Source organism: Streptococcus mitis (assembly GCF_003943905.1).
GTDB classification, from domain to species: domain Bacteria; phylum Bacillota; class Bacilli; order Lactobacillales; family Streptococcaceae; genus Streptococcus; species Streptococcus mitis_BC.
Genome location: NZ_RJNS01000004.1, coordinates 73,522 through 99,143, shown reverse-complemented (window position 1 = coordinate 99,143; position 25,622 = coordinate 73,522). Strand labels below are relative to the sequence as shown.

Annotated in this window: 20 protein-coding genes; 19 read left to right on the top strand and 1 reads right to left on the bottom strand. The window is 38.7% G+C overall.

Annotation, left to right across the window (positions count from 1 at the left end; genetic code table 11):
• Position 1: 1 nt before the first annotated feature.
• The 17 genes from cps4B (at position 2) to rfbB (ending at position 15,549) form a co-directional block, all read left to right on the top strand.
• The gene (gene cps4B / locus D8854_RS07800) at positions 2–733 is read left to right on the top strand and encodes a capsular polysaccharide biosynthesis protein Cps4B (RefSeq protein WP_125450438.1); all 732 of its coding nucleotides are present in this window, start codon (positions 2–4) and stop codon (positions 731–733) included.
• Between the two features lie 8 nt (positions 734–741).
• Positions 742–1,434, top strand: coding sequence for a capsular polysaccharide biosynthesis protein CpsC (cpsC, locus tag D8854_RS07795; RefSeq protein WP_038806413.1), 693 nt, complete (start codon positions 742–744; stop codon positions 1,432–1,434).
• 9 nt (positions 1,435–1,443) lie between these two features.
• A complete protein-coding gene (locus D8854_RS07790) occupies positions 1,444–2,133 on the top strand; it encodes a tyrosine-protein kinase (RefSeq protein WP_125450437.1) in 690 nt (229 codons plus the stop codon).
• A gap of 14 nt (positions 2,134–2,147) precedes the next feature.
• Complete coding sequence (locus D8854_RS07785) at positions 2,148–3,515, top strand: sugar transferase (RefSeq protein ID WP_125450436.1); 1,368 nt, start codon at positions 2,148–2,150, stop codon at positions 3,513–3,515.
• A 30-nt stretch (positions 3,516–3,545) separates the two neighbouring features.
• Positions 3,546–4,718, top strand: a complete 1,173-nt coding sequence (gene cps2T, locus D8854_RS07780) for a beta 1-4 rhamnosyltransferase Cps2T (RefSeq protein WP_125424863.1) — start codon at positions 3,546–3,548, stop codon at positions 4,716–4,718.
• 182 nt (positions 4,719–4,900) lie between these two features.
• Positions 4,901–5,929 carry a glycosyltransferase family 2 protein gene (locus D8854_RS07775; protein WP_125424862.1) on the top strand — a complete coding sequence of 343 codons (1,029 nt, stop codon included), beginning with the start codon at positions 4,901–4,903 and terminating at the stop codon, positions 5,927–5,929.
• Positions 5,930–5,938: 9 nt separating this feature from the next.
• The gene (locus tag D8854_RS07770; protein ID WP_125424861.1) at positions 5,939–7,063 is read left to right on the top strand and encodes an EpsG family protein; all 1,125 of its coding nucleotides are present in this window, start codon (positions 5,939–5,941) and stop codon (positions 7,061–7,063) included.
• Between the two features lie 15 nt (positions 7,064–7,078).
• Positions 7,079–8,161, top strand: a complete 1,083-nt coding sequence (locus tag D8854_RS07765; protein ID WP_125424860.1) for a polysaccharide pyruvyl transferase family protein — start codon at positions 7,079–7,081, stop codon at positions 8,159–8,161.
• 4 nt (positions 8,162–8,165) lie between these two features.
• The gene (gene murJ, locus D8854_RS07760; RefSeq protein ID WP_125424859.1) at positions 8,166–9,656 is read left to right on the top strand and encodes a murein biosynthesis integral membrane protein MurJ; all 1,491 of its coding nucleotides are present in this window, start codon (positions 8,166–8,168) and stop codon (positions 9,654–9,656) included.
• Between the two features lie 124 nt (positions 9,657–9,780).
• Entirely contained in the window at positions 9,781–10,737 is a 957-nt protein-coding gene (locus tag D8854_RS07755; RefSeq protein ID WP_125424858.1) for a capsular polysaccharide synthesis protein, read from the top strand.
• A 75-nt stretch (positions 10,738–10,812) separates the two neighbouring features.
• Positions 10,813–11,634, top strand: a complete 822-nt coding sequence (locus tag D8854_RS07750; protein ID WP_125424857.1) for a LicD family protein — start codon at positions 10,813–10,815, stop codon at positions 11,632–11,634.
• A gap of 29 nt (positions 11,635–11,663) precedes the next feature.
• Positions 11,664–12,071: a serine O-acetyltransferase gene (locus D8854_RS07745; RefSeq protein ID WP_125424856.1), complete on the top strand. Its 408-nt coding sequence runs from the start codon at positions 11,664–11,666 to the stop codon at positions 12,069–12,071.
• A 117-nt stretch (positions 12,072–12,188) separates the two neighbouring features.
• Complete coding sequence (locus D8854_RS07740) at positions 12,189–12,293, top strand: hypothetical protein (protein ID WP_185755556.1); 105 nt, start codon at positions 12,189–12,191, stop codon at positions 12,291–12,293.
• A 242-nt stretch (positions 12,294–12,535) separates the two neighbouring features.
• Positions 12,536–13,405 carry a glucose-1-phosphate thymidylyltransferase RfbA gene (rfbA, locus tag D8854_RS07735; protein WP_125424855.1) on the top strand — a complete coding sequence of 290 codons (870 nt, stop codon included), beginning with the start codon at positions 12,536–12,538 and terminating at the stop codon, positions 13,403–13,405.
• Complete coding sequence (locus tag D8854_RS07730; RefSeq protein WP_125424854.1) at positions 13,406–13,999, top strand: dTDP-4-dehydrorhamnose 3,5-epimerase family protein; 594 nt, start codon at positions 13,406–13,408, stop codon at positions 13,997–13,999. It abuts the gene before it with no gap.
• Between the two features lie 14 nt (positions 14,000–14,013).
• Positions 14,014–14,493 (top strand): hypothetical protein, encoded by a 480-nt coding sequence (locus D8854_RS07725; protein WP_125424853.1) that lies wholly within the window; start codon positions 14,014–14,016, stop codon positions 14,491–14,493.
• Between the two features lie 9 nt (positions 14,494–14,502).
• Entirely contained in the window at positions 14,503–15,549 is a 1,047-nt protein-coding gene (rfbB, locus tag D8854_RS07720) for a dTDP-glucose 4,6-dehydratase (RefSeq protein WP_125424852.1), read from the top strand.
• A 61-nt stretch (positions 15,550–15,610) separates the two neighbouring features.
• Here the strand turns inward: rfbB and rfbD are convergent, their stop codons facing one another.
• Entirely contained in the window at positions 15,611–16,465 is an 855-nt protein-coding gene (gene rfbD / locus D8854_RS07715) for a dTDP-4-dehydrorhamnose reductase (RefSeq protein ID WP_125450435.1), read from the bottom strand.
• 245 nt (positions 16,466–16,710) lie between these two features.
• On the opposite strand from rfbD, the gene D8854_RS07710 reads away from it, so the two are divergent.
• Together D8854_RS07710 and D8854_RS07705 are read left to right on the top strand one after the other, a co-directional pair.
• Positions 16,711–18,693, top strand: coding sequence for a peptide ABC transporter substrate-binding protein (locus tag D8854_RS07710; protein ID WP_125450434.1), 1,983 nt, complete (start codon positions 16,711–16,713; stop codon positions 18,691–18,693).
• A gap of 281 nt (positions 18,694–18,974) precedes the next feature.
• Complete coding sequence (locus D8854_RS07705) at positions 18,975–25,538, top strand: SpGH101 family endo-alpha-N-acetylgalactosaminidase (RefSeq protein ID WP_125450433.1); 6,564 nt, start codon at positions 18,975–18,977, stop codon at positions 25,536–25,538.
• Positions 25,539–25,622: the final 84 nt, after the last annotated feature.

The following is a 25,622-nucleotide window of genomic DNA, read 5'->3' as shown; positions in this document are numbered from 1 at the left end:
AATGATTGATATTCATTCACACATCGTCTTTGATGTAGATGATGGTCCCAAGTCAAGAGAGGAAAGCAAGGCCCTCTTGACAGAAGCCTACAGGCAGGGGGTGCGAACCATTGTCTCTACCTCTCATCGTCGCAAGGGCATGTTTGAAACTCCAGAAGAGAAGATAGCAGAAAACTTTCTTCAGGTTCGGGAAATAGCTAAGGAAGTGGCGAGTGACTTGGTCATTGCTTATGGGGCGGAAATTTACTACACACCAGATGTTCTGGATAAGCTGGAAAAAAAGCGGGTTCCAACTATTAATGATAGTCGTTATGCCTTGATAGAGTTTAGTATGAACACCCCTTATCGCGATATTCATAGTGCCTTGAGCAAGATCTTGATGTTGGGAATTACTCCAGTCATTGCCCACATCGAGCGCTATGATGCTCTTGAAAATAATGAAAAACGCGTTCGAGAACTGATCGATATGGGCTGTTACACGCAAGTAAATAGTTCACATGTCCTCAAACCCAAACTTTTTGGAGAACGTTATAAATTCATGAAAAAAAGAGCTCAGTATTTTTTAGAGCAGGATTTGGTTCATGTCATTGCAAGTGATATGCACAATCTAGACGGTAGACCTCCTCATATGGCAGAAGCATATGACCTTGTTACCCAAAAATACGGAGAAGCGAAGGCTCAGGAACTTTTTATAGACAACCCTCGAAAAATTGTAATGGATCAACTAATTTAGGAGAAATGATGAAAGAACAAAATACGATAGAAATCGATGTATTTCAATTATTTAAAACCTTATGGAAACGCAAGCTAATGATTTTATTAGTGGCACTTGTGACAGGTGCGGGAGCTTTTGCATATAGCACTTTTATTGTTAAGCCAGAATATACGAGCACCACGCGTATTTACGTAGTCAACCGTAATCAAGGAGACAAGCCGGGGCTGACAAATCAGGATTTGCAGGCAGGATCTTATCTGGTAAAAGACTACCGTGAGATTATCCTTTCGCAGGATGTATTGGAAAAGGTAGCGACAAATTTGAAATTGGATATGCCAGCAAAAACGTTAGCTAGCAAAGTTCAAGTGACTGTACCAGCTGACACTCGTATCGTCTCAATCTCTGTCAAGGATAAACAGCCAGAGGAAGCCAGTCGCATGGCTAATTCTCTACGAGAAGTTGCTGCAGAAAAGATCATCGCTGTAACGCGAGTATCTGATGTAACGACACTTGAAGAAGCGCGACCAGCTACGACTCCCTCGTCTCCAAATGTTCAACGCAATTCCTTGTTTGGTTTCCTTGGAGGAGCAGTCGTAACAGTAATTACTGTTCTTTTGATTGAGTTGCTCGACACCCGTGTGAAACGTCCTGAAGATGTTGAAGATGTACTACAAATTCCACTTTTAGGAGTCGTTCCAGATTTGGATAAAATGAAATAGGAGGAAGTTATGCCAACGTTAGAAATCTCACAGGCAAAATTGGATCTTGTAAAAAAGGCAGAGGAGTATTATAATGCTTTGTGCACGAACCTACAGTTAAGTGGAGATGATTTGAAAGTATTTTCTATCACTTCTGTGAAACCAGGAGAAGGAAAATCAACGACTTCCACTAATATCGCTTGGGCTTTTGCGCGTGCAGGTTACAAAACGCTGCTGATTGATGGAGATATTCGCAATTCTGTTATGTCAGGTGTCTTTAAAGCAAGGGATAAAATTACAGGTCTGACAGAATTTCTATCAGGGACTACAGACCTGTCACAAGGGCTTTGTGATACCAATATCGAAAATCTCTTTGTAATTCAGGCTGGCTCTGTGTCACCAAATCCGACAGCTCTTCTTCAAAGTAAGAATTTCAGTACAATGCTTGAAACCTTGCGTAAATATTTTGACTATATCGTTGTAGATACTGCTCCTGTCGGTGCCGTGATTGATGCAGCTATCATTACGCGAAAATGTGATGCTTCTATTTTAGTGACAGCAGCAGGTGAAACAAATCGACGGGATATTCAAAAAGCGAAGGAACAGTTGGAACACACAGGGAAGCCGTTTTTGGGAGTTGTGTTGAATAAATTCGATACTTCAGTAGACAAATACGGTTCTTATGGAAATTATGGAGATTACGGAAAAAATAAAAAATAGGTTGGGGGATAGAGATGAATGGAAAAGTAGTAAAGCCTTCATTAGCCATAATCCAGAGTTTTCTTGTTATTTTATTGACTTATCTGCTTAGCGCTGTGAGAGAAACGGAGATTGTTTCAACAACAGCTATTGCACTTTATATCCTCCATTATTTTGTCTTTTATATTAGTGATTATGGACAGGATTTCTTTAAAAGGGGATATTTGCTTGAACTTGTCCAGACATTGAAATATATCCTATTCTTTGCGCTAGCGATTAGTATTTCTAATTTTTTCTTAGAAGATCGATTTAGTATTTCCAGACGAGGCATGATTTACTTCCTCACATTACATGCTCTTTTAGTCTATGTGCTAAACCTATTTATCAAGTGGTATTGGAAGCGAGCTTATCCCAACTTTAAAGGAAGTAAGAAGATCCTCTTGCTTACGGCGACATCTCGTGTCGAAAAGGTACTGGATAGATTAATAGAATCAAATGAGGTTGTTGGGGAGTTGGTAGCCGTCAGTGTCTTAGATAAACCAGATTTTCAGCATAATTCTTTAAAGGTAGTAGCAGAGGAGGAGATAGTAGATTTTGCGACTCATGAGGTGGTCGATGAAGTCTTTATCAATCTTCCGAGTGAAAAATACAATATTGGAGAGCTTGTCTCTCAGTTTGAAACGATGGGAATTGATGTAACAGTCAATCTAAATGCTTTTGATCGTAGTTTGGCACGTAACAAGCAAATTCGTGAGATGGCAGGATTAAACGTTGTGACTTTTTCTACAACATTTTATAAGACTAGCCACGTGATTGCTAAGCGGGTTATTGATATTATCGGTTCCCTGGTAGGTTTGATACTATGTGGTCTAGTCAGTGTTGTGCTGGTTCCTTTGATTCGAAAGGATGGGGGCTCTGCTATTTTTGCTCAGACGCGTATTGGGAAAAATGGCCGCCAGTTCACTTTTTATAAGTTCCGCTCTATGTGTGTAGATGCTGAGGACAAAAAAAGAGAACTGATGGAACAAAATACCATGCAGGGTGGAATGTTTAAGGTCGATGATGACCCACGTATTACGAAAATTGGTCGTTTTATAAGGAAGACTAGCTTGGACGAGCTACCACAGTTTTACAATGTTCTAAAGGGAGATATGAGTTTGGTAGGTACACGACCACCAACAGTGGACGAGTATGAGCACTATACCCCAGAACAAAAACGTCGCCTAAGTTTTAAACCTGGCATAACAGGTTTATGGCAGGTCAGCGGACGAAGTGAGATCAAGAATTTCGATGAGGTTGTCAAATTAGATGTGGCTTATATAGATGATTGGACAATTTGGAAAGATATTGAAATTTTATTGAAGACAGTTAAAGTAGTATTTAAGAGAGATGGAGCGAAGTAATTTCTGCCCCTCAGTCTTGTTAGGAGAGAAATGAAACAGTCAGTTTATATCATTGGTTCAAAGGGGATTCCTGCCAAGTATGGAGGATTTGAAACCTTTGTTGAAAAATTAACCGAATACCAAAAAGACAGCAACATACAATACTATGTTGCTTGTATGCGTGAAAATTCAGCTAAATCTGGCATCACGGATGACCAGTTTGAGCACAATGGCTCCATTTGTTTCAACATTGATGTGCCTAATATTGGCCCGGCTCGTGCTATCGCTTACGATATTGCAGCGGTCAATAAGGCTATTGAATTGGCTAAGGAAAACAAGGACGAGGCTCCCATTTTTTACATTTTAGCTTGTCGCATCGGGCCCTTTATTTCTGGACTCAAGAAAAAAATTCGTGCGATCGGTGGCCGGTTGCTGGTAAATCCAGATGGTCATGAATGGCTACGAGCAAAATGGAGCCTGCCAGTTCGTAAGTACTGGAAATTCTCAGAGAAACTCATGGTCAAGCATGCCGATTTATTGGTATGTGATAGCAAAAATATCGAAAAATATATCCAAGAGGACTATAAGCAGTATCAACCAAAGACCACCTATATTGCCTATGGGACAGACACTGCTCCTTCAAGCCTGAAGGTAGAAGATACCAAGGTTCGGAACTGGTATCAGAAAAAAGGAGTTAGCGAAAATGGCTATTATCTAGTGGTGGGACGATTCGTTCCTGAAAACAACTACGAAACCATGATTCGTGAATTTATTAAGTCCAAGTCCAAGAAGGACTTTGTCCTCATCACAAATGTGGAGCAGAATAAATTTTACGACCAGTTGTTACAGGATACTGGTTTTGACAAAGATCCTAGGGTTAAATTTGTAGGTACTGTCTATGACCAAGAGTTGCTCAAGTACATTCGTGAAAATGCTTTCGCCTATTTCCATGGGCATGAGGTTGGAGGGACCAACCCATCGCTTTTAGAAGCCCTTGCATCAACAAAACTAAATTTGTTACTAGATGTTGGTTTCAACCGTGAAGTTGGTGAGGATGGAGCCATTTACTGGAAAAAAGATGAGCTAGCGCATGTAATCGAAGAAGTGGAACGATTTAATGAGGTTGCCATTTCTGAATTAGACGAGAAATCAAACCAACGAATTGCGGAGACATTCACTTGGGAAAAGATTGTCACTAGCTACGAGACAATTTTCAATTCGTAAAACGTATTAATAGATGGTAGACATATCTCCTACTGATTTTTCACTGTTGCGCTAATTCATTTACTGTATCTTGTTATTGTTTCAGACTTTTAGTAAATGATACGATTGGATAATGGTTTTACGAGATTATCATGGAATGTTGTGAGAGATAAGCTAATATTTTTGAAGGAAAAGAGGAGAGTATGATACATTTGAGCATCATTGTTCCTGTGTACAATACAGCTATAGATAAATTAGAACAATGCTTTCAGTCTATCAAAACTTTTATGGATGAGAATAGTTCCTTAAATATGGAATGTGTTATCATTGATGACGGTTCAAAGGATAGTGTATCTGACTGGTGTCGAGAGTTTTCAGAGACAAAGGCTGGTTTTAGATTTTATAAAAAAGTTAACGAAGGTGTTAGCGTAGCGAGAAATATGGGAATTAGCCTATCTAAAGGACAATACATTATCTTCGTTGATTCAGATGATATTCTTATTTCCTTTAATGAGCTAGAACAGTATCTTTTGGATGGTAAGTATGACCTTGTTTTTAGCGATTTAGCGACTGATATCCAACAAAAGTATATGTGGAAGGCGTTTGAAGGTGACTCACGCGAGATCGATCTTGAGACAGTAATTAGTAGGATTGTCAGCGATGGGACCTTAAATGGTCCTGTTTGTAAGATTATAAGAAAAAAATTGTTAGACCAACACCATATAGAGTTCGACAAAACGATGATAACGGGAGAAGATTTGACTTTTTTAATCCATGTCTTATTACAAAAACCTAAAATGTATTATATTTCTCAATGTACCTATATTTATAAATTAGACACAAATACGTCCAACAACCGTTTGAAAAATCATTCTAAGGTTTTTATAGCAAACAATGCTGTTGCCTATAAAAATATGATTCAGTTGATTAATCAGTTTGCCAGCAATCAACATAAACAAACATTTGAAAAAAGGGCAACAGAGATATACATAAAGCAACTATTCAATTCTCTTGCAGATTTGCTAGAAATGGGTTTGTTGTCGCAAGATTTAAAAGACTACACAGTACAGTTGTTATCAGAGTTGGATAAGCAGACAGTGGATTTGATTCAAGAACGAAAACTATCTAAAGCAAATTTGCAATTAACAGTATTACTCAACAAGTGGTGGTTGCTGTTAGCAGTAGCTAGTAGAATGAGGATTCTATACTTGAAAATTAAAAATAGATCATAAGGAGTAGGGATGTTACCTTATCTTGGTGTCTTTTTTGCCTCTAGTTCTTTGATAGCATTATCAGAGAAAATAAAGAAAAATCAAAGACTTTTTTTTGTTATATTAGCTTTAGCTCTCCCTTGCATGCTTGCAGGATTTAGAGCAGACCATATTGGAACTGATACAGAAGTTTACTTAATGCCAACGATTAATGCTGCTACCTCCTCTCATTCTTTCTCAGAATATTTGAATACTAGTTGGTATAGAATTTGGCGTTTTTTATCAGTAAAAGATTTTGAACGAGGTTTCACACTTGTAGTCTATATCACTACAAAGTTATTAGGTGCTTTCTGGACAAAGTCTATTTTGGAAATGCTTATGATAGCTCCAACCTATCTAGCTATAAAAAAATATGGGAAATACCCAGCATGGCTAGGGATGATGGTATTTTATCTTACTACCTATAATTCAACCTTGAATATGATGAGACAATCAATAGCAGTCGCATTCACTTTATTGGGTATTTTATACTTTATTGAGAGAAATAAGAAGGGCTTTGTTACTTGTTTGTTGGTGGGTTGTTCCTTCCATACTTCTGGTGTAGTTTTGCTACTGATTGCAGCGATGTTTTACTTTATAAAACCAAAACAGCAACTTGACACGCTATTCTCAAGGAGAGTTGAACTTCAAAAAGTTGCTCTCATATTGGTTTTAGGTATAGCCTCCCTGTTTTCCTTAGGATTAGTGTCTAGTATTTTAAAAATTATAGGTTTAGGAAGCTATGTAAATTATTTTGGCGGAACATTTCATTTTGTACAGAATCAATTCTTGAATCGGTTTCCAATTATGCTCTTTATACTTATCAGCTGGAATAAGTGGAATGAAGGAGAAAGTTATGCTAGATTTTTCATAGCTATGTTTATTCTAGAGGTTTTGTGTTTGCAACTAATTAGTGTAAACGTATATTCGGGAAGAATTGCCTATTTTTTCTCTTCTGTGAATGTTTTGGCCTATCCTTCCTTATGTTACTGCAGACCGCAAAAAGGACGTCGTTTTTTAATGATTAGTGCCTTACTTGCCTACCTTCTGCTTTATTGGTGGTTTTATTATGGAATTAAAGGAATAGATGCGACTATTCCATATGTGATGATATAAGGGAGAGTATATATAATGGAAGTATTTGTTAGAGGTTTTTTCCATGTTAATTTAGGTGATGATTTATTTTTGCATATTCTTGCCAAGCGATATCCAAATCATAATTTTCATGTAATTCTTAATGAAGAATACACAAACGTATTTTGTGACGAAAAAAATATCATTGTCCATCCATATAAAAAAATAAGAAGAGGACTAGATCGTTTTTTAATTAACTATAATAAAGATTACTATGTAGAAATAGAGAAAAAGTGCCAACTCAATGTTGTGATTGGGGGATCTATTTTTCAGGAAGATGCAGCTGCTGCAGTTGATCGTGAACGTTTAGTTGGAATGCCTCAGTTAAATCCTACTTATATTTTAGGGGCAAATTTCGGTCCTTATGTAACGGAAGAATATCGCTTGCTTGTTAAAGATTATCTAGCTAAGGCAGAGGATATCTGCTTCCGTGATGAATGGTCCAAGCAAAAGTTTCCAGAATTAACAAAGGTTCGTTTTGCACCAGACATCGTTTTGGGAATACAGAGTATCATTCCAACAGTGAACGAGAAAAAGAAAAGAATTTTTGTTTCGGTCGTAGACTGTTTTAAAAAAGGGGAAGCTATAAAAAAATATGGAACTAATTATGAAGAATTTATTCTTCGTTGCATAAATTACTATAAAGAACAGGGTTATGAAATTATCCTTTCTTCTTTTTGTAAAATGGAAGGAGATGAAGAGGTTATCGATAGAATTATAGAAAAACTACCAGCAACTAAACGGTCAGAACTATCTATTTTAAATTATAATGGAGAGAATTGGCGAGAGGTGGTTGCTGCTATTCAACAATCAGAAAAAATCATTGCCTCTCGATTCCATAGTATGATTCTTGGCATGGTCTTTGGTGTGTCAGTACTCCCTATCGCTTATAATAAAAAATTTGAAAAGTTTTTAGCTAATTTTGACTTATCACACTATTGTGTTTCAGTTTCAGATATAAATCGTCAAGTTCCCGAGGATTTGAATTATTTATTATTTGGCGGAAGTACGGATATAGCTGAACAAGCTGATGAACATTTTATGAAGCTAGATGAACGATTAATGAGAGGCACATTTTGAAATAATGAATACAGCAACAAAAAGTAATCAAAACAAAAAAACAGCTGTTCAATTAACCTTGATGATCATACTAACGTGCTTATCTCAAATAGTGGCCTTATATAAATCTAGGTTTACGGCTGTTAGCTTTGGTGCAACCGACTACATGGATGCTTACAATTTTTCTTTAGAAATTGCAACATTTATTTTTTCATTTGTGACGGGTGGAGTCACCACTGTAATTATTCCGGCCTATGTGAAAAAAATTTCTTCTAAAGCAGTGAATACTTTCATCACCCTTACCTACGGTTGTATCTTATTGTTAAGTGTGGGGCTTATTATTTTTCGAATACCTTTACTATCTTCGTTAACTGCCAGAGGGACGGACTTTATAGCTATCGCTTCAGATTTTTTGATAATCTCATTTGTGATTCAAGGAATTCTCTCTTTGTTAGCTGTAACCACGGCCTACTATCAGTCTGAGGATAGATACAATATCCCAAAGATAATCGTACTGATTGTCAATATGATCGTATTAACTGTTTTATTGCTCGGAGTGATTGATAATATCTATTTATATTTCTCACTTTTGATTGCGGGGTCAGTCCTCAATTTGATTTTAGATTTTATTGTTGCTATCAAAATAGGTTTTAGATACAAGTTCTGCTTTGATTTCAAGAATCCAGAATTTAAAAATATGATGATTGTATTTTGGCCAATCGTATTAAGTTCAGGAGTTTATAAGTTGCATACAATGGTAGATACTACGATTGCAACGAATTTAGCAGTGGGACAGGCTACAATCCTAACTTATGCTTCACAGGTTATTACGATGGTAAATACGGTTATTGTTGGGAATTTAACAGTGTATGTCTATCCTAAAATTATAGCAAATTTAAAGACTAAAAATATATCTAAATATTTTTGGGATTATTGCATCCTTTTCCATGCTGTCTTAGCGATTATTATTGCAGGTTTTGTAAATGTTGGTTTTGAAGGGCTATCTTTGCTATTTTTTGGTGGGAAATTTACACTTGAAAATGTGAATGTTCTTTATATGTGTGCCTGTGTTTATATCAGCGGGCAACAGTTTAATGTTATCCGTGACTTGATTTACCGATATTTCTACGCAAATTCCAACACAAAAGAAACCTTTAAGAATAGTGTTATCGTTAGCATCATAAAGATTATACTGAGCTTGTTGTTGGTTAGCCTTTTTGGAGTTTATGGTATTGTTCTTGGAACCGTGTTATCTAATATGATTTCGCTTGCTCTCATCTATATTCGTTTTAAAAAGAATTTTGGTATAGATGTAAAGATTAGCTATATATTCATTGAGATAACTAAAAATATTTTGGCAATGATAGGGTCAGTCATCGTTATACATTGGCTAAAGATTTTCTTAGCTATCGATAATAATATTTTATCTATTATTGTATATGGTATCGGGACAATTATAGTATATTTGGTACTGATTTTGCTATTACAGACAAAAATAAGACACATAAAATTATAAGAAACGTAGGGACTACACTATCTAAAAAAAGACTAGGTATTGTTGAGGTATCCTTAATATTTTTCTCAAAGGTTCAACATGAATATACCAGAATGTATGCTTATGGTTTAGAAAGGATGTTTTAGTGAGTATTTTTGCAACATTGATTAAAAAAAAGGGCGCAGAGATTTTTAAAGACTTAATTCAGTCAAGGGTGCTTTTTCGAACGATAGCTATTTTACCTCTGGTTGGTTTTTCAAAAAAATCATTAGAGATAGTCCGTCTAAATAACAGTAATGTAGTTCTTTCAAGATTGAGAAGGAAGTATAAGCAGACTATTAAAAACTTGGAGAGAGAGAAACAGTATTCACTTAGCTATAATCAGCGACATAATGAGACATCAAATAAGATATGGATTTGCTGGTTTCAAGGCTTAGATGCTGCCCCTCATGTGGTTCAGGAGTGTATCGCTTCGGTAAAAAAACACCTAGCAGACAGAGAAGTGGTTGTTTTGACAGATGATAATTACCATCACTATGTGACTTTTCCAGACTATATCAAAGAAAAAGCAACTCAGGGTTTTATTTCAAAAGCGCACTTTGCAGATTTATTGCGTTTGGAATTACTGACCAAGTATGGTGGTACGTGGATTGATGGGACGGTATTTTGTTCGAGTTCAGATATTCCTGCCTATATGTTAGATTCTGATTTATTTCTATTTCAAAATTTAAAACCAGGTCTTGATGGACAGGCGTTGGCAATTTCTAATTGGTTCATTACTGCTAGCTACTCTAACCATCCTCTTTTAAATATGACAAAAGATTTGCTTTATGATTATTGGAAGAATCATAATGGAGTGGTTGATTATTTTATTTTCCATCACTTCTTTCAATTAGCAATCGAAGAATTTCCTGAATACTGGAGTAAGGTAGTTCCTTTCAATAATTCAACTCCTCATATTTTGCAGTTACGCTTATTTGAAGAGTTTGACGAAGTGATGTATGGTTATATTCTCGAACAGACACCATTCCATAAGCTAACATATAAATTTGAAGAAGAAAAGTCGAGAATACCGAATACTTACTATAAACACTTATTTTGATAAAAATGATAGTAGTTGATTAAGAGACTGTTGTTAGGTATAGAATGCTATTGAGATATTATCGGGAGGGATGATATGAAAGAACTAACTACTCGAGAGATGCAAGAAGTATCGTTGGAAATTTTACACACGATTGCTAGTATTTGTGAAAAATACCATTTTCGCTATGTTTTGATTTACGGGACTTTAATTGGTGCGGTTAGACATAAAGGGTATATTCCTTGGGATGATGACGTTGACATTATGATGCCCCGACCAGATTATGACCGCCTATTGGAGTATTTGAAGGAAAATATCGCCGATTATCCACATTTAAAAGTATTCAATCGAGAAGAGTGTCCAGAATATCCTTATATGATTACTAGAATTAGCGATCAGAGATACCGAATTGAGATGGAAAATGAGAAACCTTTTGGTTTGGGAGTTTTCATTGATATCTATCCCTATGATGGTTTGGGAGATAATAAAGAAGAGGCAGTTGCCTTTGGTATGAAGGGGGATCGTTTATCATCGTTTTGTTATCAGGCAACTAGGGAACATTTTGCGATTGAAACGACAACATCAACTTTTAGGAAGTTGATTAAGTATCCAGTTTATCTATTCTCTAAAATGATTGGGAAAGATTACTTCCAAAATCAACTAGCTAAGTTAGCCAGAGTTAAAGGCTACGATAACAGTGAATATGTAGGTTGCGTTATTTGGTTGTCATGGGGAGAAAAAGATATTTTTCCGCGTGAATGGTTTGATGAGACTATTTTGGTTCCTTTTGAGAAATATGAATTTAGGATTCCTAAAGAATTTGATAAAGTTCTGCGGCATGAATATGGAGATTACATGATTTTGCCTCCAGAGAAGGATAGAGTAGGGCATCACTATTTTAAAGCTTATAAAAAATGATAATTTGCTAAGCAAAGAAAAGGAAAATCATGAAATTATTTTATTTTATTTACAATTGGAGTAGAAAGTTTAAGGGTGGAGTTTTTCTGCTCAGAGTTCTATATGGTTTTGAGTGCCCACGTAAAGCTAAAATTGGGAAAAACGTTAATTTTGAACATCGTGGGATGGGAACAGTTGTAAGTAGCAATGCTATCATTGGGGATAATGTGACTATACAACATCATGTAACATTAGGGATTAAAAACGATGATGATAGAATTATCATTGGGGAGAACTGTTTTATAGGAGCCTATGCATTTATCTTGGGAAATGTAAAAATTGGAGCAAACTCTAAAATTGGAGCAGGTACGATGGTTTTACATGATGTCCCGGCAGGAAGTACAGTAGTTAATCCTGTGGAACTAAAATTCCTCGCTTCAAAAGAAGACGTTCAGTAAGAGAGAAATGAATAGAATATTGAAAACAATGTTATAGGAAAGTCATGGCAACACTTGATAATAGTGAAAATTTTATTCACTTTTTAACACATTAGAGTTAATGTTTACTTCACAAATTTGATTGAATCACTTAATAAAGAGATTAAGAGACAAGCAAAAAAGATTGTCTTCCCGAATGGAGAAGCCTTAGATTATTGTCTGGTTCCGATGAATACAAAGTAAAACATAAAAATTGCAATAACAAAGAATTCGAATTTTGTTCAGGTGCTTTATAAAGCCTATTTGAGTAATTAAATAGCAACTTGATACTGTGATTACATAAAATTATTGATAAGCCTAATTTTTATTTAATCGTATGGATCATTTATAAAAAATGTATAAAATTGAATATAAATGTGAGGTGTGATTTTGGTCTATAAACATGGTAAAATAAAAGCGCAAACAACAAAGAAAGGTACCCTATTATGAAAGGTATTATTCTCGCAGGCGGTTCGGGGACACGTTTGTATCCTTTGACTCGAGCTGCATCTAAACAACTTATGCCGGTTTATGACAAACCCATGATTTACTATCCACTTTCAACCTTGATGTTGGCTGGGATTAGAGATATTTTGATTATCTCAACTCCTCAAGATCTACCCCGTTTTAAGGATTTGCTCTTGGATGGTTCCGAATTTGGGATCAAGCTTTCCTATGCGGAACAGCCTAGTCCAGATGGACTTGCTCAGGCCTTTCTTATCGGTGAAGAATTTATAGGTGATGATAGTGTTGCCTTGATTTTGGGCGACAATATCTATCATGGACCTGGATTGAGCAAAATGCTCCAAAAGGCAGCCAATAAAGAGAAAGGTGCGACTGTTTTTGGCTACCAAGTGAAGGATCCAGAGCGTTTTGGCGTGGTCGAGTTTGATACAGACATGAATGCCATTTCCATAGAAGAAAAACCAGAACGTCCTCGCTCCAACTATGCCGTGACAGGTCTGTATTTCTATGATAATGATGTTGTAGAAATTGCTAAAGGCATTAAACCAAGTGCACGTGGCGAGTTAGAAATTACAGATATCAACAAGGCTTATTTAGATCGTGGTGACCTTTCTGTTGAGCTGATGGGGCGAGGATTTGCTTGGTTGGATACGGGAACCCATGAAAGCCTGCTAGAAGCTTCTCAGTATATCGAAACAGTTCAACGGATGCAGAATGTTCAAGTTGCAAACTTGGAAGAAATTGCCTATCGCATGGGCTATATCAGTCGTGAAGATGTGCTAGAGTTGGCGCAACCTCTGAAGAAGAATGAATACGGACAATATTTGCTCCGTTTGATTGGAGAAGTCTAGATGACAGATAATTTTTTTGGAAAAACACTTGCGGTACGCAAGATTGATGCTATACCAGGACTGCTAGAGTTTGACATTCCCGTTCATGGTGACAATCGTGGTTGGTTTAAGGAAAATTTTCAGAAGGAAAAGATGGTACCACTTGGCTTTCCTGAAAGCTTCTTTGCTGAAGGGAAACTGCAAAATAACGTCAGCTTTTCTCGCAAAAATGTTCTTCGAGGCCTCCATGCTGAACCTTGGGACAAGTATATCTCTGTTGCAGATAATGGGAAGGTTCTAGGAACATGGGTTGATTTGCGTGAGGGTGAAACTTTTGGGAATGTTTACCAGACAGAGATTGATGCTAGTAAGGGAATTTTTGTCCCTCGTGGCGTCGCCAATGGTTTCCAAGTCCTCTCGGATACAGTTTCCTATAGCTATCTGGTCAATGACTACTGGGCTCTTGAACTCAAACCCAAATATGCCTTTGTCAACTATGTTGATCCAGCCTTGGGAATTGAGTGGGAAAACCTAGCGGAAGCTGAGGTTTCAGAGGCAGACAAACACCATCCTCTACTTAAGGATGTCAAACCGCTCAAAAAAGAAGACTTGTAAGAGAGAATTTATAGATGAAGGAAAAAGAATATACCGAATCTTATGAGTGGAAAACTATAATGCTAGAATTTTTGTTATCCATACTTTTACTATCTTTGGTTTCTACAATTACAACTTTGACAAAAGAAGAAAATATTTTTCAATGGACAGAGTGTCTATCTATAGGCGTTTCTGCTTTCTTAATAGTTTTTATTGGACTACACGAGAATAGAAAAGTTTTTCAAAATACTGTCAAGGAATATGAAGAAATTAATCTTCTTAAAAAAATATCTTTAGTATTACTAATTCCAATTATTATATATATATTATACGTTATTCCATTATCAAATTCTATTCTATTTGGCCAACTGAATGATTGCATCTTCGATTTTGCTTTTAATTTTATTAGATACTTTTGTTTTAGCGGCATTGTATCATATGAATTATATATGTGTGGTTTACTTTTTTATAATGAAATTACCGAATTCTTATCTGTGCAAAATATTAAGAAATGAGGAAACAATGTGACTGAATACAAAAAAATTATCGTGACAGGTGGAGCTGGTTTTATCGGTTCTAACTTTGTCCACTATGTTTACAATAACTTTTCAGATGTCCATGTGACAGTGCTGGACAAGCTGACTTATGCGGGTAATCGTGCCAATATTGAAGAGATTTTAGGCGATCGTGTTGAGTTAGTTGTTGGAGATATTGCTGATGCTGAGTTGGTGGACAAGCTGGCATCTGAATCTGATGCTATCGTTCACTATGCGGCAGAAAGCCACAATGATAATTCGCTCAATGATCCGAGTCCATTTATCCACACCAACTTCATCGGAACTTACACACTTTTAGAAGCGGCTCGTAAATATGACATTCGTTTCCACCATGTATCGACTGACGAAGTCTATGGTGACCTGCCTCTGCGTGAAGATTTGCCAGGTCATGGGGAAGGTCCAGGTGAGAAATTTACCGCTGAAACCAAGTACAATCCAAGCTCGCCTTACTCATCAACCAAGGCAGCTTCAGACTTGATTGTCAAAGCTTGGGTACGCTCATTTGGCGTTAAAGCGACTATTTCTAACTGTTCAAACAACTACGGACCTTACCAGCATATTGAAAAATTTATCCCACGTCAGATTACTAATATCCTGAGTGGCATTAAGCCAAAACTCTATGGTGAAGGCAAGAACGTCCGTGACTGGATTCATACTAATGACCATTCATCAGGCGTTTGGACGATTCTGACCAAGGGTCAAATCGGTGAAACTTACTTGATCGGTGCGGACGGTGAGAAGAATAACAAGGAAGTGTTAGAGCTCATTCTCAAGGAGATGGGGCAACCTGCTGACGCTTATGACCATGTGACCGATCGAGTTGGTCACGACCTTCGTTATGCCATCGATGCTAGCAAGCTCCGTGATGAACTAGGATGGAAGCCAGAGTTTACCAACTTTGAAGCAGGTCTCAAAGAGACCATCAAGTGGTACACAGATAACCAAGACTGGTGGAAATCTGAAAAAGAAGCAGTAGAGGCTAACTATGCTAAAACGCAACAAGTGATTAAATAATCAGATACTAAAAAAGCAAGAGAACTCGAGGTCTCTTGCTTTTTATGTATGTAGTAAGCTTTTATTTTCTTACTTCTTGTTTATAAAACTCTTTAAGGGCATCTTGCCAGGTTGGGATGACGAAACCTGTCGCCTTGGCTTTGGATAGGCTCATGGTTGAGTTGAGGGGGCGTTTAGCTTTAGCAGGGAACTTGCTAGAGTCTACTGGCACTACTTCAACATCACTGCCCTTAAGAATCTCGACAGCAAAGTCATACCAAGTGGTGTCCTCGGCTGCGTCATTTGATAAGTGGTAGTAGCCATACTCTTTTTGATTTTCAGTCAAGTAGGTCATGAATTCGGCCAGTGTACGTGTCCAAGTTGGGCGACCGTGTTGGTCGTTGACAACGGTGAGAGTTTTATGTGTTTTGGCTAGGCTTTGCATGGTAAAGACAAAGTTTTTTCCATAATTTCCAAAAACCCAAGCAGTACGAATGATGTAATGCTGTGACGTAAGGGTTTCAACAAGTTCTTCTCCCATTCGCTTGGTACGTCCGTATTCTGTCTGTGGATCAGGTAGGTCATCGACTTCCCACTCTTGTCCGATAGGTTTCTTTCCATCAAAGACGTAGTCTGTTGAGATGTAGACGAGAGTAGCTCCGTATTTCTCAGAGGCCTTGGCTACATTTTCAGTTCCAGTTACGTTGATGGCAAAATCCAGTTCTTTCCCCTCATCTTCGGCTGCATCAACAGCAGTGTAGGCTGCACAATGATAGACTAGAGTTGGCTTAACCTCAGCAAATACTTTTTCAACCATTTCAGAATTAGTGATATCCATTTCGGCCACATCCACTGCAACATAGTCTACATTTCGTTCATCTAGCAGATAACGTAGTTCTGTGCCGAGTTGACCATTGGCACCTGTAATTAAGATCATATCTTTCTCCTTGATTGTTCTTATACTTAATTATATCAAAAATATAGAAAAATCGGTTTTTAGTGAAACCTTTTTCGGTATAAACTTTGTTAGTGAAGCGCAAGAGAGACGAATAGTTATTACTTTAGAATATCCTTAAAAGTATTTTTCAGAATATACCAAACTAACACAAAAATTCTGAAAATTCTGTTGACATCTTTCTGAAAAGGTTCTATAATAGATAGAAAGTTTTAAAGGAGAAAATGATGAAAAGTTCAAAACTATTTGCTCTTGCAGGTGTAACCTTATTGGCGGCTACTACTTTAGCTGCATGCTCTGGATCAGGTTCGAGCGCTAAAGGAGAGAAGACATTCTCATATATCTATGAAACAGACCCAGATAATCTCAACTACTTAACAACTGGTAAGGCTGCAACTGCTGACATTACTAGTAATGTGATTGATGGATTGCTTGAAAATGACCGCTATGGTAACTTTGTGCCATCTATGGCTGAGGATTGGTCTGTATCCAAGGATGGATTGACTTACACTTATACTATCCGTAAGGATGCAAAATGGTATACTTCTGAAGGTGAAGAATACGCGGCAGTCAAAGCTCAAGACTTTGTAACAGGACTTAAATATGCTGCTGATAAAAAATCTGATGGTCTTTATTTAGTTCAAGAATCGATCAAAGGATTGGACGCCTATGTAAAAGGGGAAATCAAAGATTTCTCACAAGTAGGAATTAAGGCTCTGGATGATCAGACAGTTCAGTACACTTTGAACAAACCAGAAAGCTTCTGGAATTCTAAGACAACGATGGGTGTAATGGCACCAGTTAATGAAGAGTTCTTAAACTCTAAAGGGGATGATTTCGCTAAAGGAACAGATCCAAGTAGCATCCTATACAATGGACCATTCTTGCTCAAATCTATCGTAGCTAAATCTTCTGTTGAGTTTGAAAAAAATCCAAACTACTGGGATAAGGACAATGTTCATCTTGATAAGGTTAAATTATCATTCTGGGATGGTCAAGATACCAACAAACCAGCTGAAGCCTTCAAGGATGGAAGTTTCACTATGGCCCGTCTCTTCCCAACAAGCGCTAGCTACCCAGAGACTGAAAAAGCATTTAAAGATAATATTGTTTACACACAACAAGATTCTACTACTTATTTAGTAGGTACTAATATTGATCGCCAGTCTTATAAGTATACTTCTAAGACAACGGATGAAGAAAAAACATCAACCAAGAAAGCTCTTCTAAACAAAGATTTCCGTCAAGCTCTTGCCTTTGGTTTTGATAGAACCGCCTATGCCTCTCAAGTAAACGGTGCAAGTGGTGCAACTAAACTGCTTCGTAACTTGTTTGTCCCACCTACATTTGTTCAAGCAGATGGCAAAAACTTTGGTGAGTTGGTCAAAGAAAAATTGGTGACTTATGGAGACGAGTGGAAGGATGTGAACTTAGCTGATGCTCAGGATGGACTCTATAACGCAGATAAGGCTAAAGCAGAATTTGCCAAAGCTAAGACAGCTCTTCAAGCAGAAGGTGTGAAATTCCCAATCCACTTGGATATGCCAGTAGACCAAACAAACACGACGAAAGTCCAACGTGTTCAATCCTTCAAACAATCGCTTGAAGCTACTCTAGGGTCAGAGAACGTCGTTGTCGATATCCAACAACTTCAAAAAGATGATGTCTTGAATATCACTTACTTTGCTGAAACTGCAGCTGGAGAAGACTGGGATATCTCAGATAATGTGGGATGGTCTCCAGACTTTGCAGACCCATCTACTTACCTTGATATCATCAAGCCATCTGTCGGAGAAAATACAAAGACTTACCTAGGATTTGACTCTGGAACAAACAACGCTGCAGCTAAGCAAGTTGGTTTGGAAGACTACGAAAAAATGGTTGTAGAAGCCGGGGAAGAAGTGAGTGACGTTTCAAAACGTTATGAGAAATATGCTGCAGCCCAAGCTTGGTTGACCGACAGTGCCTTGATCATCCCAACAACTTCTAAAACTGGTCGTCCAATGTTGTCTAAGATGGTACCATTTACGCTTCCGTTTGCATACTCTGGTAACAAGGGTACGAGCGAAGCCCTCTTGTATAAATACCTTGATGTACAAGATAAACCAGTGACAGCAGAAGAATATCAAAAAGCCCAAGAAAAATGGATGAAAGAAAAAGAAGAGTCAAATAAAAAGGCTCAAGAAGATCTTGTAAAACATGTGAAATAACTGTTGTAAAATATAAGAAAGGATTTAGTATTTCTCTTGAATGCTGAATCCTTTTTTACATTTGTAAAGAAAGATTCTAAATTTGGAGCCTATTTTCTCAGAATAGAGAAAATTTTCGTTAATTTTACTTGTTTCCTATTGCTTTCTCAGCCATTATTTGTTATATTAAAAGCGTAATTATTTTTATTTATCAGGGTTAAGCATTGCACTTTCAGAGGAAGGAGTATTTTTTAAAAAAAGAATGTAAACGCTTACTCAAAAATGAAAGGATTTAGGAGTTCATGGATAAACGATTTTTTGAAAAACGCTGTAAATTTAGTATTCGGAAATTTTCATTAGGTGTTGCTTCTGTTATGATTGGGGCTGCATTCTTTGGGACAAGTACAGTTCTTGCAGATAGCGTGCAGTCTGGCTCCACAGCGAATTTACCAGCGGATCTAGCTGCTGCTCTTGCAACAGCAAAAGAGAATGATGGACGTGATTTTGAAGCGCCAAAGGCGGGAGAAGACCAAGGGTCTCCAGAAGTTACGGATGGACCTAAGACAGAAGAAGAACTATTAGCACTTGAAAAAGAAAAACCAGCTAGTTCAGATAAGTTACCAGAAGGCTTAGAGGGCAAATTAGACAAGGCTGAAGATAAAGGGAAAGAAGTTGACAAGGATCAATTAGCTAAAGATACTGGGAATCTCGTTCCAGAAGATGTAGCTAAAACAAAGAATGGTGAATTAAACTACGGAGCAACTGTCAAAATCAAGACACCATCAGGTGAAGGTAGTGGGATTGTCATTGGCGAAAATCTTGTTTTAACTGTTTCACATAACTTTATAAAAGATGTTCCAGATGGGAATAATCGCAAGGTCGTTGACAATGATAATGGTGAAGGGGATATCTACAGTATTTCCTATCCAGGACTACCAGATGTTAAATTTAGTAAAAAAGACATTATTCACTGGGATCGTGAAGGTTTCCTAAAAGGCTACAAGAATGATTTGGCTCTTGTTCGATTGCGAACAGTTCTCGAAAATACGCCTGTTGAAGTAACCAAAAAGCCAGTAGTTAAGAAAATCGGAGATAAACTTCATGTCTTTGGTTATCCAACTGGAAAATTATCACCAGTGCTCAATACAACTGTTGAATTAGTCGAATCCTACGGTGAGGGCGTAAAAGGGATCGGTTATCAAGGTAGTCATCCAGGTGCTAGTGGTGGTGGTATCTTTGATACAGAAGGAAAACTCGTCGGTGTTCATCAAAATGGTGTAGTTGGAAAACGGAGCGGAGGCATTCTCTTCTCACCAGCTCAACTAAAATGGATCCAGGACCACATGCAGGGAATTTCAAGTGTGAAACCAGCAGACTTGGAAGAGAAAGAAAAACCGGCTGAAGAAAAACCAAAAGAGGATAAACCTGAAGCTGCTAAACCTGAAACCCCTAAGACAGTAACCCCTGAATGGCAAACAGTAGCGAATAAAGAGCAACAAGGAACAGTTACGGTTCGTGAAGAAAAAGGTGTCCGCTACAATCAATTGTCTTCAACTGCACAGAACGACAATGGCGATAAACCAGCCTTGTTTGAAAAACAAGGATTGACAGTTGACGCTAATGGAAATGCGACGGTTGATTTAACCTTCAAAGATGATTCTGAAAAGGGCAAATCACGCTTTGGTGTCTTCTTGAAATTTAAAGATACCAAGAACAATGTTTTTGTTGGTTATGACAAGGAAGGTTGGTTCTGGGAGTATAAATCTCCAACAGCTAGCACTTGGTATAGAGGTAGTCGTGTCGCTGCCCCTGAAACAGGATCAACAAACCGTCTATCTATCACTCTCAAGTCAGATGGTCAGTTAAATGCCAGCAATAACGATGTTAATCTCTTTGACACAGTTACTCTACCAGCTGCGGTCAATGACCATCTTAAAAATGAGAAGAAGATTCTTCTCAAGGCGGGTTCTTATGGCGATGAGCGAACAGTTGTTAGCGTTAAAACTGATAACCAAGAGGGTGTGAAAACAGAGGATACTCCTGCTGAAAAAGAAACAGGAGCTGTGGTTGATGATAGCAAGGTAACTTATGACACTATTCAGTCTAAGGTCCTCAAGGCAGTGATTGACCAAGCCTTCCCACGTATTAAAGAATACAGCTTGAATGGGCATACCTTGCCAGGACAAGTCCAACAATTCAATAAAGTCTTTATCAACAAACACGAAGTCACACCTGAAGTTACCTACAAAAAAATCAATGAGACAACTGCAGAGTACTTGATGAAACTCCGTGATGAGAAAAATCTAATCAATGCAGACATGACGGTTCGTTTGCAGGTTGTGGATAATCAGTTGCACTTTGATGTGACCAAGATTGTCAACCACAATCAAGTCACTCCAGGTCAAAAGATTGACGATGAAAGAAAACTGCTTTCTTCTATTAGTTTCCTTGGCAATGCTTTAGTATCTGTGTCAAGTGACCAAGCTGGTGCTAAGTTTGATGGGGCAACTATGTCAAACAATACCCATGTCAGCGGAGATGATCATATCGATGTAACCAATCCAATGAAAGACTTGGCCAAGGGGTACATGTATGGATTTGTTTCTACAGATAAGCTTGCTGCAGGGGTCTGGAGCAACTCTCAAAACAGTTACGGTGGTGGTTCTTATGACTGGACTCGCTTAACAGCTTACAAAGAAACAGTCGGAAATGCCAACTATGTAGGAATTCATAGTTCTGAATGGCAATGGGAAAAAGCTTATAAGGGCATTGTCTTCCCAGAATACACCAAGGAACTTCCAAGTGCCAAGGTTGTTATCACTGAAGATGCCAACGCAGACAAGAAAGTCGACTGGCAGGATGGAGCCATTGCTTATCGTAGCATTATGAACAACCCTCAAGGTTGGGAAAAAGTCAAGGATATCACAGCTTATCGTATCGCGATGAACTTTGGTTCACAAGCACAAAACCCATTCCTCATGACCCTGGATGGTATCAAGAAGATTAATCTCCATACAGATGGTCTTGGTCAAGGTGTTCTCCTTAAAGGATATGGTAGTGAGGGACATGACTCTGGTCACTTGAACTATGCTGATATTGGTAAACGTATTGGTGGTGTTGAAGACTTCAAGACCTTGATTGCAAAAGCGAAGAAATATGGAGCTCATCTAGGTATCCATGTTAACGCTTCTGAGACTTATCCTGAGTCTAAATACTTCAATGAAAAAATTCTCCGTAAGAATCCAGATGGAAGCTACAGCTACGGATGGAACTGGCTAGACCAAGGTATCAACATTGATGCGGCTTATGACCTAGCTCATGGCCGTTTGGCACGTTGGGAAGATTTGAAGAAAAAACTTGGTGACGGTCTCGACTTTATCTATGTGGACGTTTGGGGCAATGGTCAATCAGGTGATAACGGTGCTTGGGCTACCCACGTTCTTGCCAAAGAAATCAATAAACAAGGCTGGCGCTTTGCAATCGAGTGGGGTCATGGTGGTGAATACGACTCTACCTTCCAACACTGGGCAGCTGACTTGACCTATGGTGGTTACACCAATAAAGGTATCAACAGTGCTATCACCCGCTTTATCCGCAACCACCAAAAAGATTCTTGGGTTGGGGATTACAGAAGTTACGGTGGTGCAGCCAACTACCCACTTCTAGGCGGCTACAGCATGAAAGACTTTGAAGGCTGGCAAGGACGAAGCGACTACAATGGCTACGTGACTAACCTCTTTGCCCATGATGTCATGACTAAGTACTTCCAACACTTCACTGTAAGTAAATGGGAAAATGGTACACCAGTTACCATGTCTGATAACGGTAGCACCTATAAATGGACTCCAGAAATGAAGGTTGAGCTAGTCGATGCAGCAGGTAACAAGATTGTTGTGACTCGTAAGTCAAACGATGTCAATAGCCCGCAATACCGCGAACGTACAGTAACGCTCAACGGACGTGTCATCCAAGATGGCTCAGCTTACTTGACTCCTTGGAACTGGGATGCAAATGGTAAGAAACTTCCTGCTGATAAGGAAAAGATGTACTACTTCAATACGCAAGCTGGTGCAACAACTTGGACACTTCCGAGTGATTGGGCAAATAGCAAGGTTTACCTTTACAAGCTAACTGACCAAGGTAAGACAGAAGAGCAAGAACTAACTGTAAAAGATGGTAAGATTACCCTAGACCTTCTAGCAAATCAACCATACGTTCTCTACCGTTCAAAACAAACCAATCCTGAAATGTCATGGAGCGAAGGCATGCATATCTATGACCAAGGATTTAACAGTGGAACCTTGAAACACTGGACCATTTCTGGTGATGCTTCTAAGGCAGAAATTGTCAAATCACAAGGCGCAAATGAAATGCTTCGTATCCAAGGCAATAAGAGCAAGGTCAGCCTTACTCAGAAACTGACAGGCTTGAAACCAAATACCAAGTATGCTGTTTATGTCGGTGTTGATAACCGTAGTAATGCTAAGGCAAGTATCACAGTGAATACTGGTGAAAAAGAAGTGACTACTTATACCAATAAGTCTCTCGCACTCAACTATGTGAAGGCCTACGCCCACAATACACGACGTGATAATGCTACAGTTGACGATACAAGTTACTTCCAAAATATGTACGCCTTCTTTACAACTGGTTCAGATGTATCAAATGTTACTCTTACTTTGAGTCGTGAAGCTGGTGATGAAGCGACTTACTTCGATGAAATTCGTACCTTTGAAAATAATTCAAGCATGTACGGAGACAAGCATGATACAGGTCGAGGAACTTTCAAACAAGACTTTGAAAATGTTGCTCAAGGAATCTTCCCATTTGTAGTGGGTGGTGTCGAAGGCGTCGAAGACAACCGCACTCACTTGTCTGAAAAACACGATCCGTATACACAGCGTGGTTGGAATGGTAAGAAAGTCGATGATGTTATCGAAGGAAATTGGTCACTCAAGACCAATGGACTGGTTAGCCGTCGTAACTTGGTTTACCAAACCATCCCACAAAACTTCCGTTTTGAAGCTGGTAAAACTTATCGTGTAACCTTTGAATACGAAGCAGGTTCAGACAATACCTATGCCTTTGTAGTTGGTAAGGGAGAATTCCAGTCAGGTCGTCGTGGTGGTCAAGCTAGCGACTTGGAAATGCATGAATTGCCAAATACTTGGACAGATTCTAAGAAAGCCAAGAAAGTAACCTTCCTCGTGACAGGTGCAGAAACAGGCGATACTTGGGTAGGTATCTACTCAACAGGAAATGCAAGCAATACTCGTGGAGATGCTGGTGGAAATGCCAACTTCCGTGGTTATAACGACTTCATGATGGATAATCTTCACATTGAAGAAATTACCCTAACAGGTAAGATGTTGACAGAAAATGCTCTGAAGAACTACTTGCCAACGGTTGCCATGACCAACTACACGAAAGAGTCTATGGATGCTTTGAAAGAGGCGGTCTTTAACCTCAGTCAGGCAGATGATGATATCAGTGTGGAAGAAGCGCGTGCAGAGATTGCCAAGATTGAAGCCTTGAAGAATGCCTTGGTTCAGAAGAAAACAGCCTTGGTGGCAGAAGATTTTGCAAGTTTGGATGCGCCTGCCCAACCAGGTGAAGGCCTAGAGAATGCCTTTGATGGAAATCTATCTAGCCTATGGCATACATCTTGGAATGGTGGAGATGTAGGCAAGCCTGCAACCATGGTATTGAAAGAGCCTACTGAAATCACAGGACTTCGCTATATACCACGGGGTTCAGGTTCAAACGGTAACTTGAGAGATGTGAAACTGGTTGTCACAGATGAGTCTGGCAAGGAGCACACCTTCACTGCGATGGACTGGCCAGATAACAATAAACCAAAAGATATTGACTTTGGTAAGACAATCAAGGCTAAGAAGATTGTCCTTACTGGTACCAAGACATACGGAGATGGTGGAGATAAATATCAATCTGCAGCAGAACTCATCTTTACTCGTCCACAAGTAGCAGAAACACCTCTTGACTTGTCAGGCTATGAAGCAGCTTTAGCTAAGGCTCAAAAATTGACAGACAAAGAAAATCAAGAGGAAGTGGCCGGAGTTCAGGCGAGCATGAAATATGCGACGGATAACCATCTCTTGACTGAAAGAATGGTGAAATATTTTGCAGATTATCTCAATCAATTAAAAGATTCTGCTACGAAACCAGACGCTCCTACAAGTAGCAAGGGTGAAGAGCAACCTCCAGTTCTTGACAAACCAGAATTTACAGGTGGTGTTAATGGAGTTGAGGCAGCCGTACATGAAAAACCAGAGTATACTGGTCCATTCGGTACAGCAGGCGACCAGCCAGCACCAACCATCGAGAAACTAGAATACACAGGTGGTGTGAATTCAGTTGAAGCTACGGTAAACGAAGTACCAGAATACACAGGTGGAGTCAATGCAGTTGAAGCAGCAGTACATGAGAAACCAGAGTACACTGGCCCACTCGGTACAGCAGGCGACCAGCCAGCACCAACCGTCGAGAAACTAGAATACACAGGTGGCGTCAATGGAGTTGAAGCTGTGGTAAACGAAGTACCAGAATACACAGGTGGTGTGAATGGAGTTGAGCCAGCCGTACATGAAAAACCAGAGTACACAGCCCCACTAGGTACAGCAGGTGATGAACCAGCACCAACTGTTGAGAAACCAGAGTATAAATTAACACCAGCTCCACTAGCTGATTCAAAGACTCCAAAAGTTAAAGATACTCTGAAAAATGAAGAAAGCAAGAAGGCTCTTCCAGAAACAGGAGCAGGGCAGTCTGATACAGCCCTCTTCCTTGCAGGAATCAGCCTAGCATTGTCAGCAGCCCTCTATGCTGCTAAAAGTAAAAAAGAATAGATATTCTATTCTATACTATACTTACCTTGTTTGGATAAATGACTCGAACTCTATAGAAATCAGGGTCGGAAAATGAATCAAACA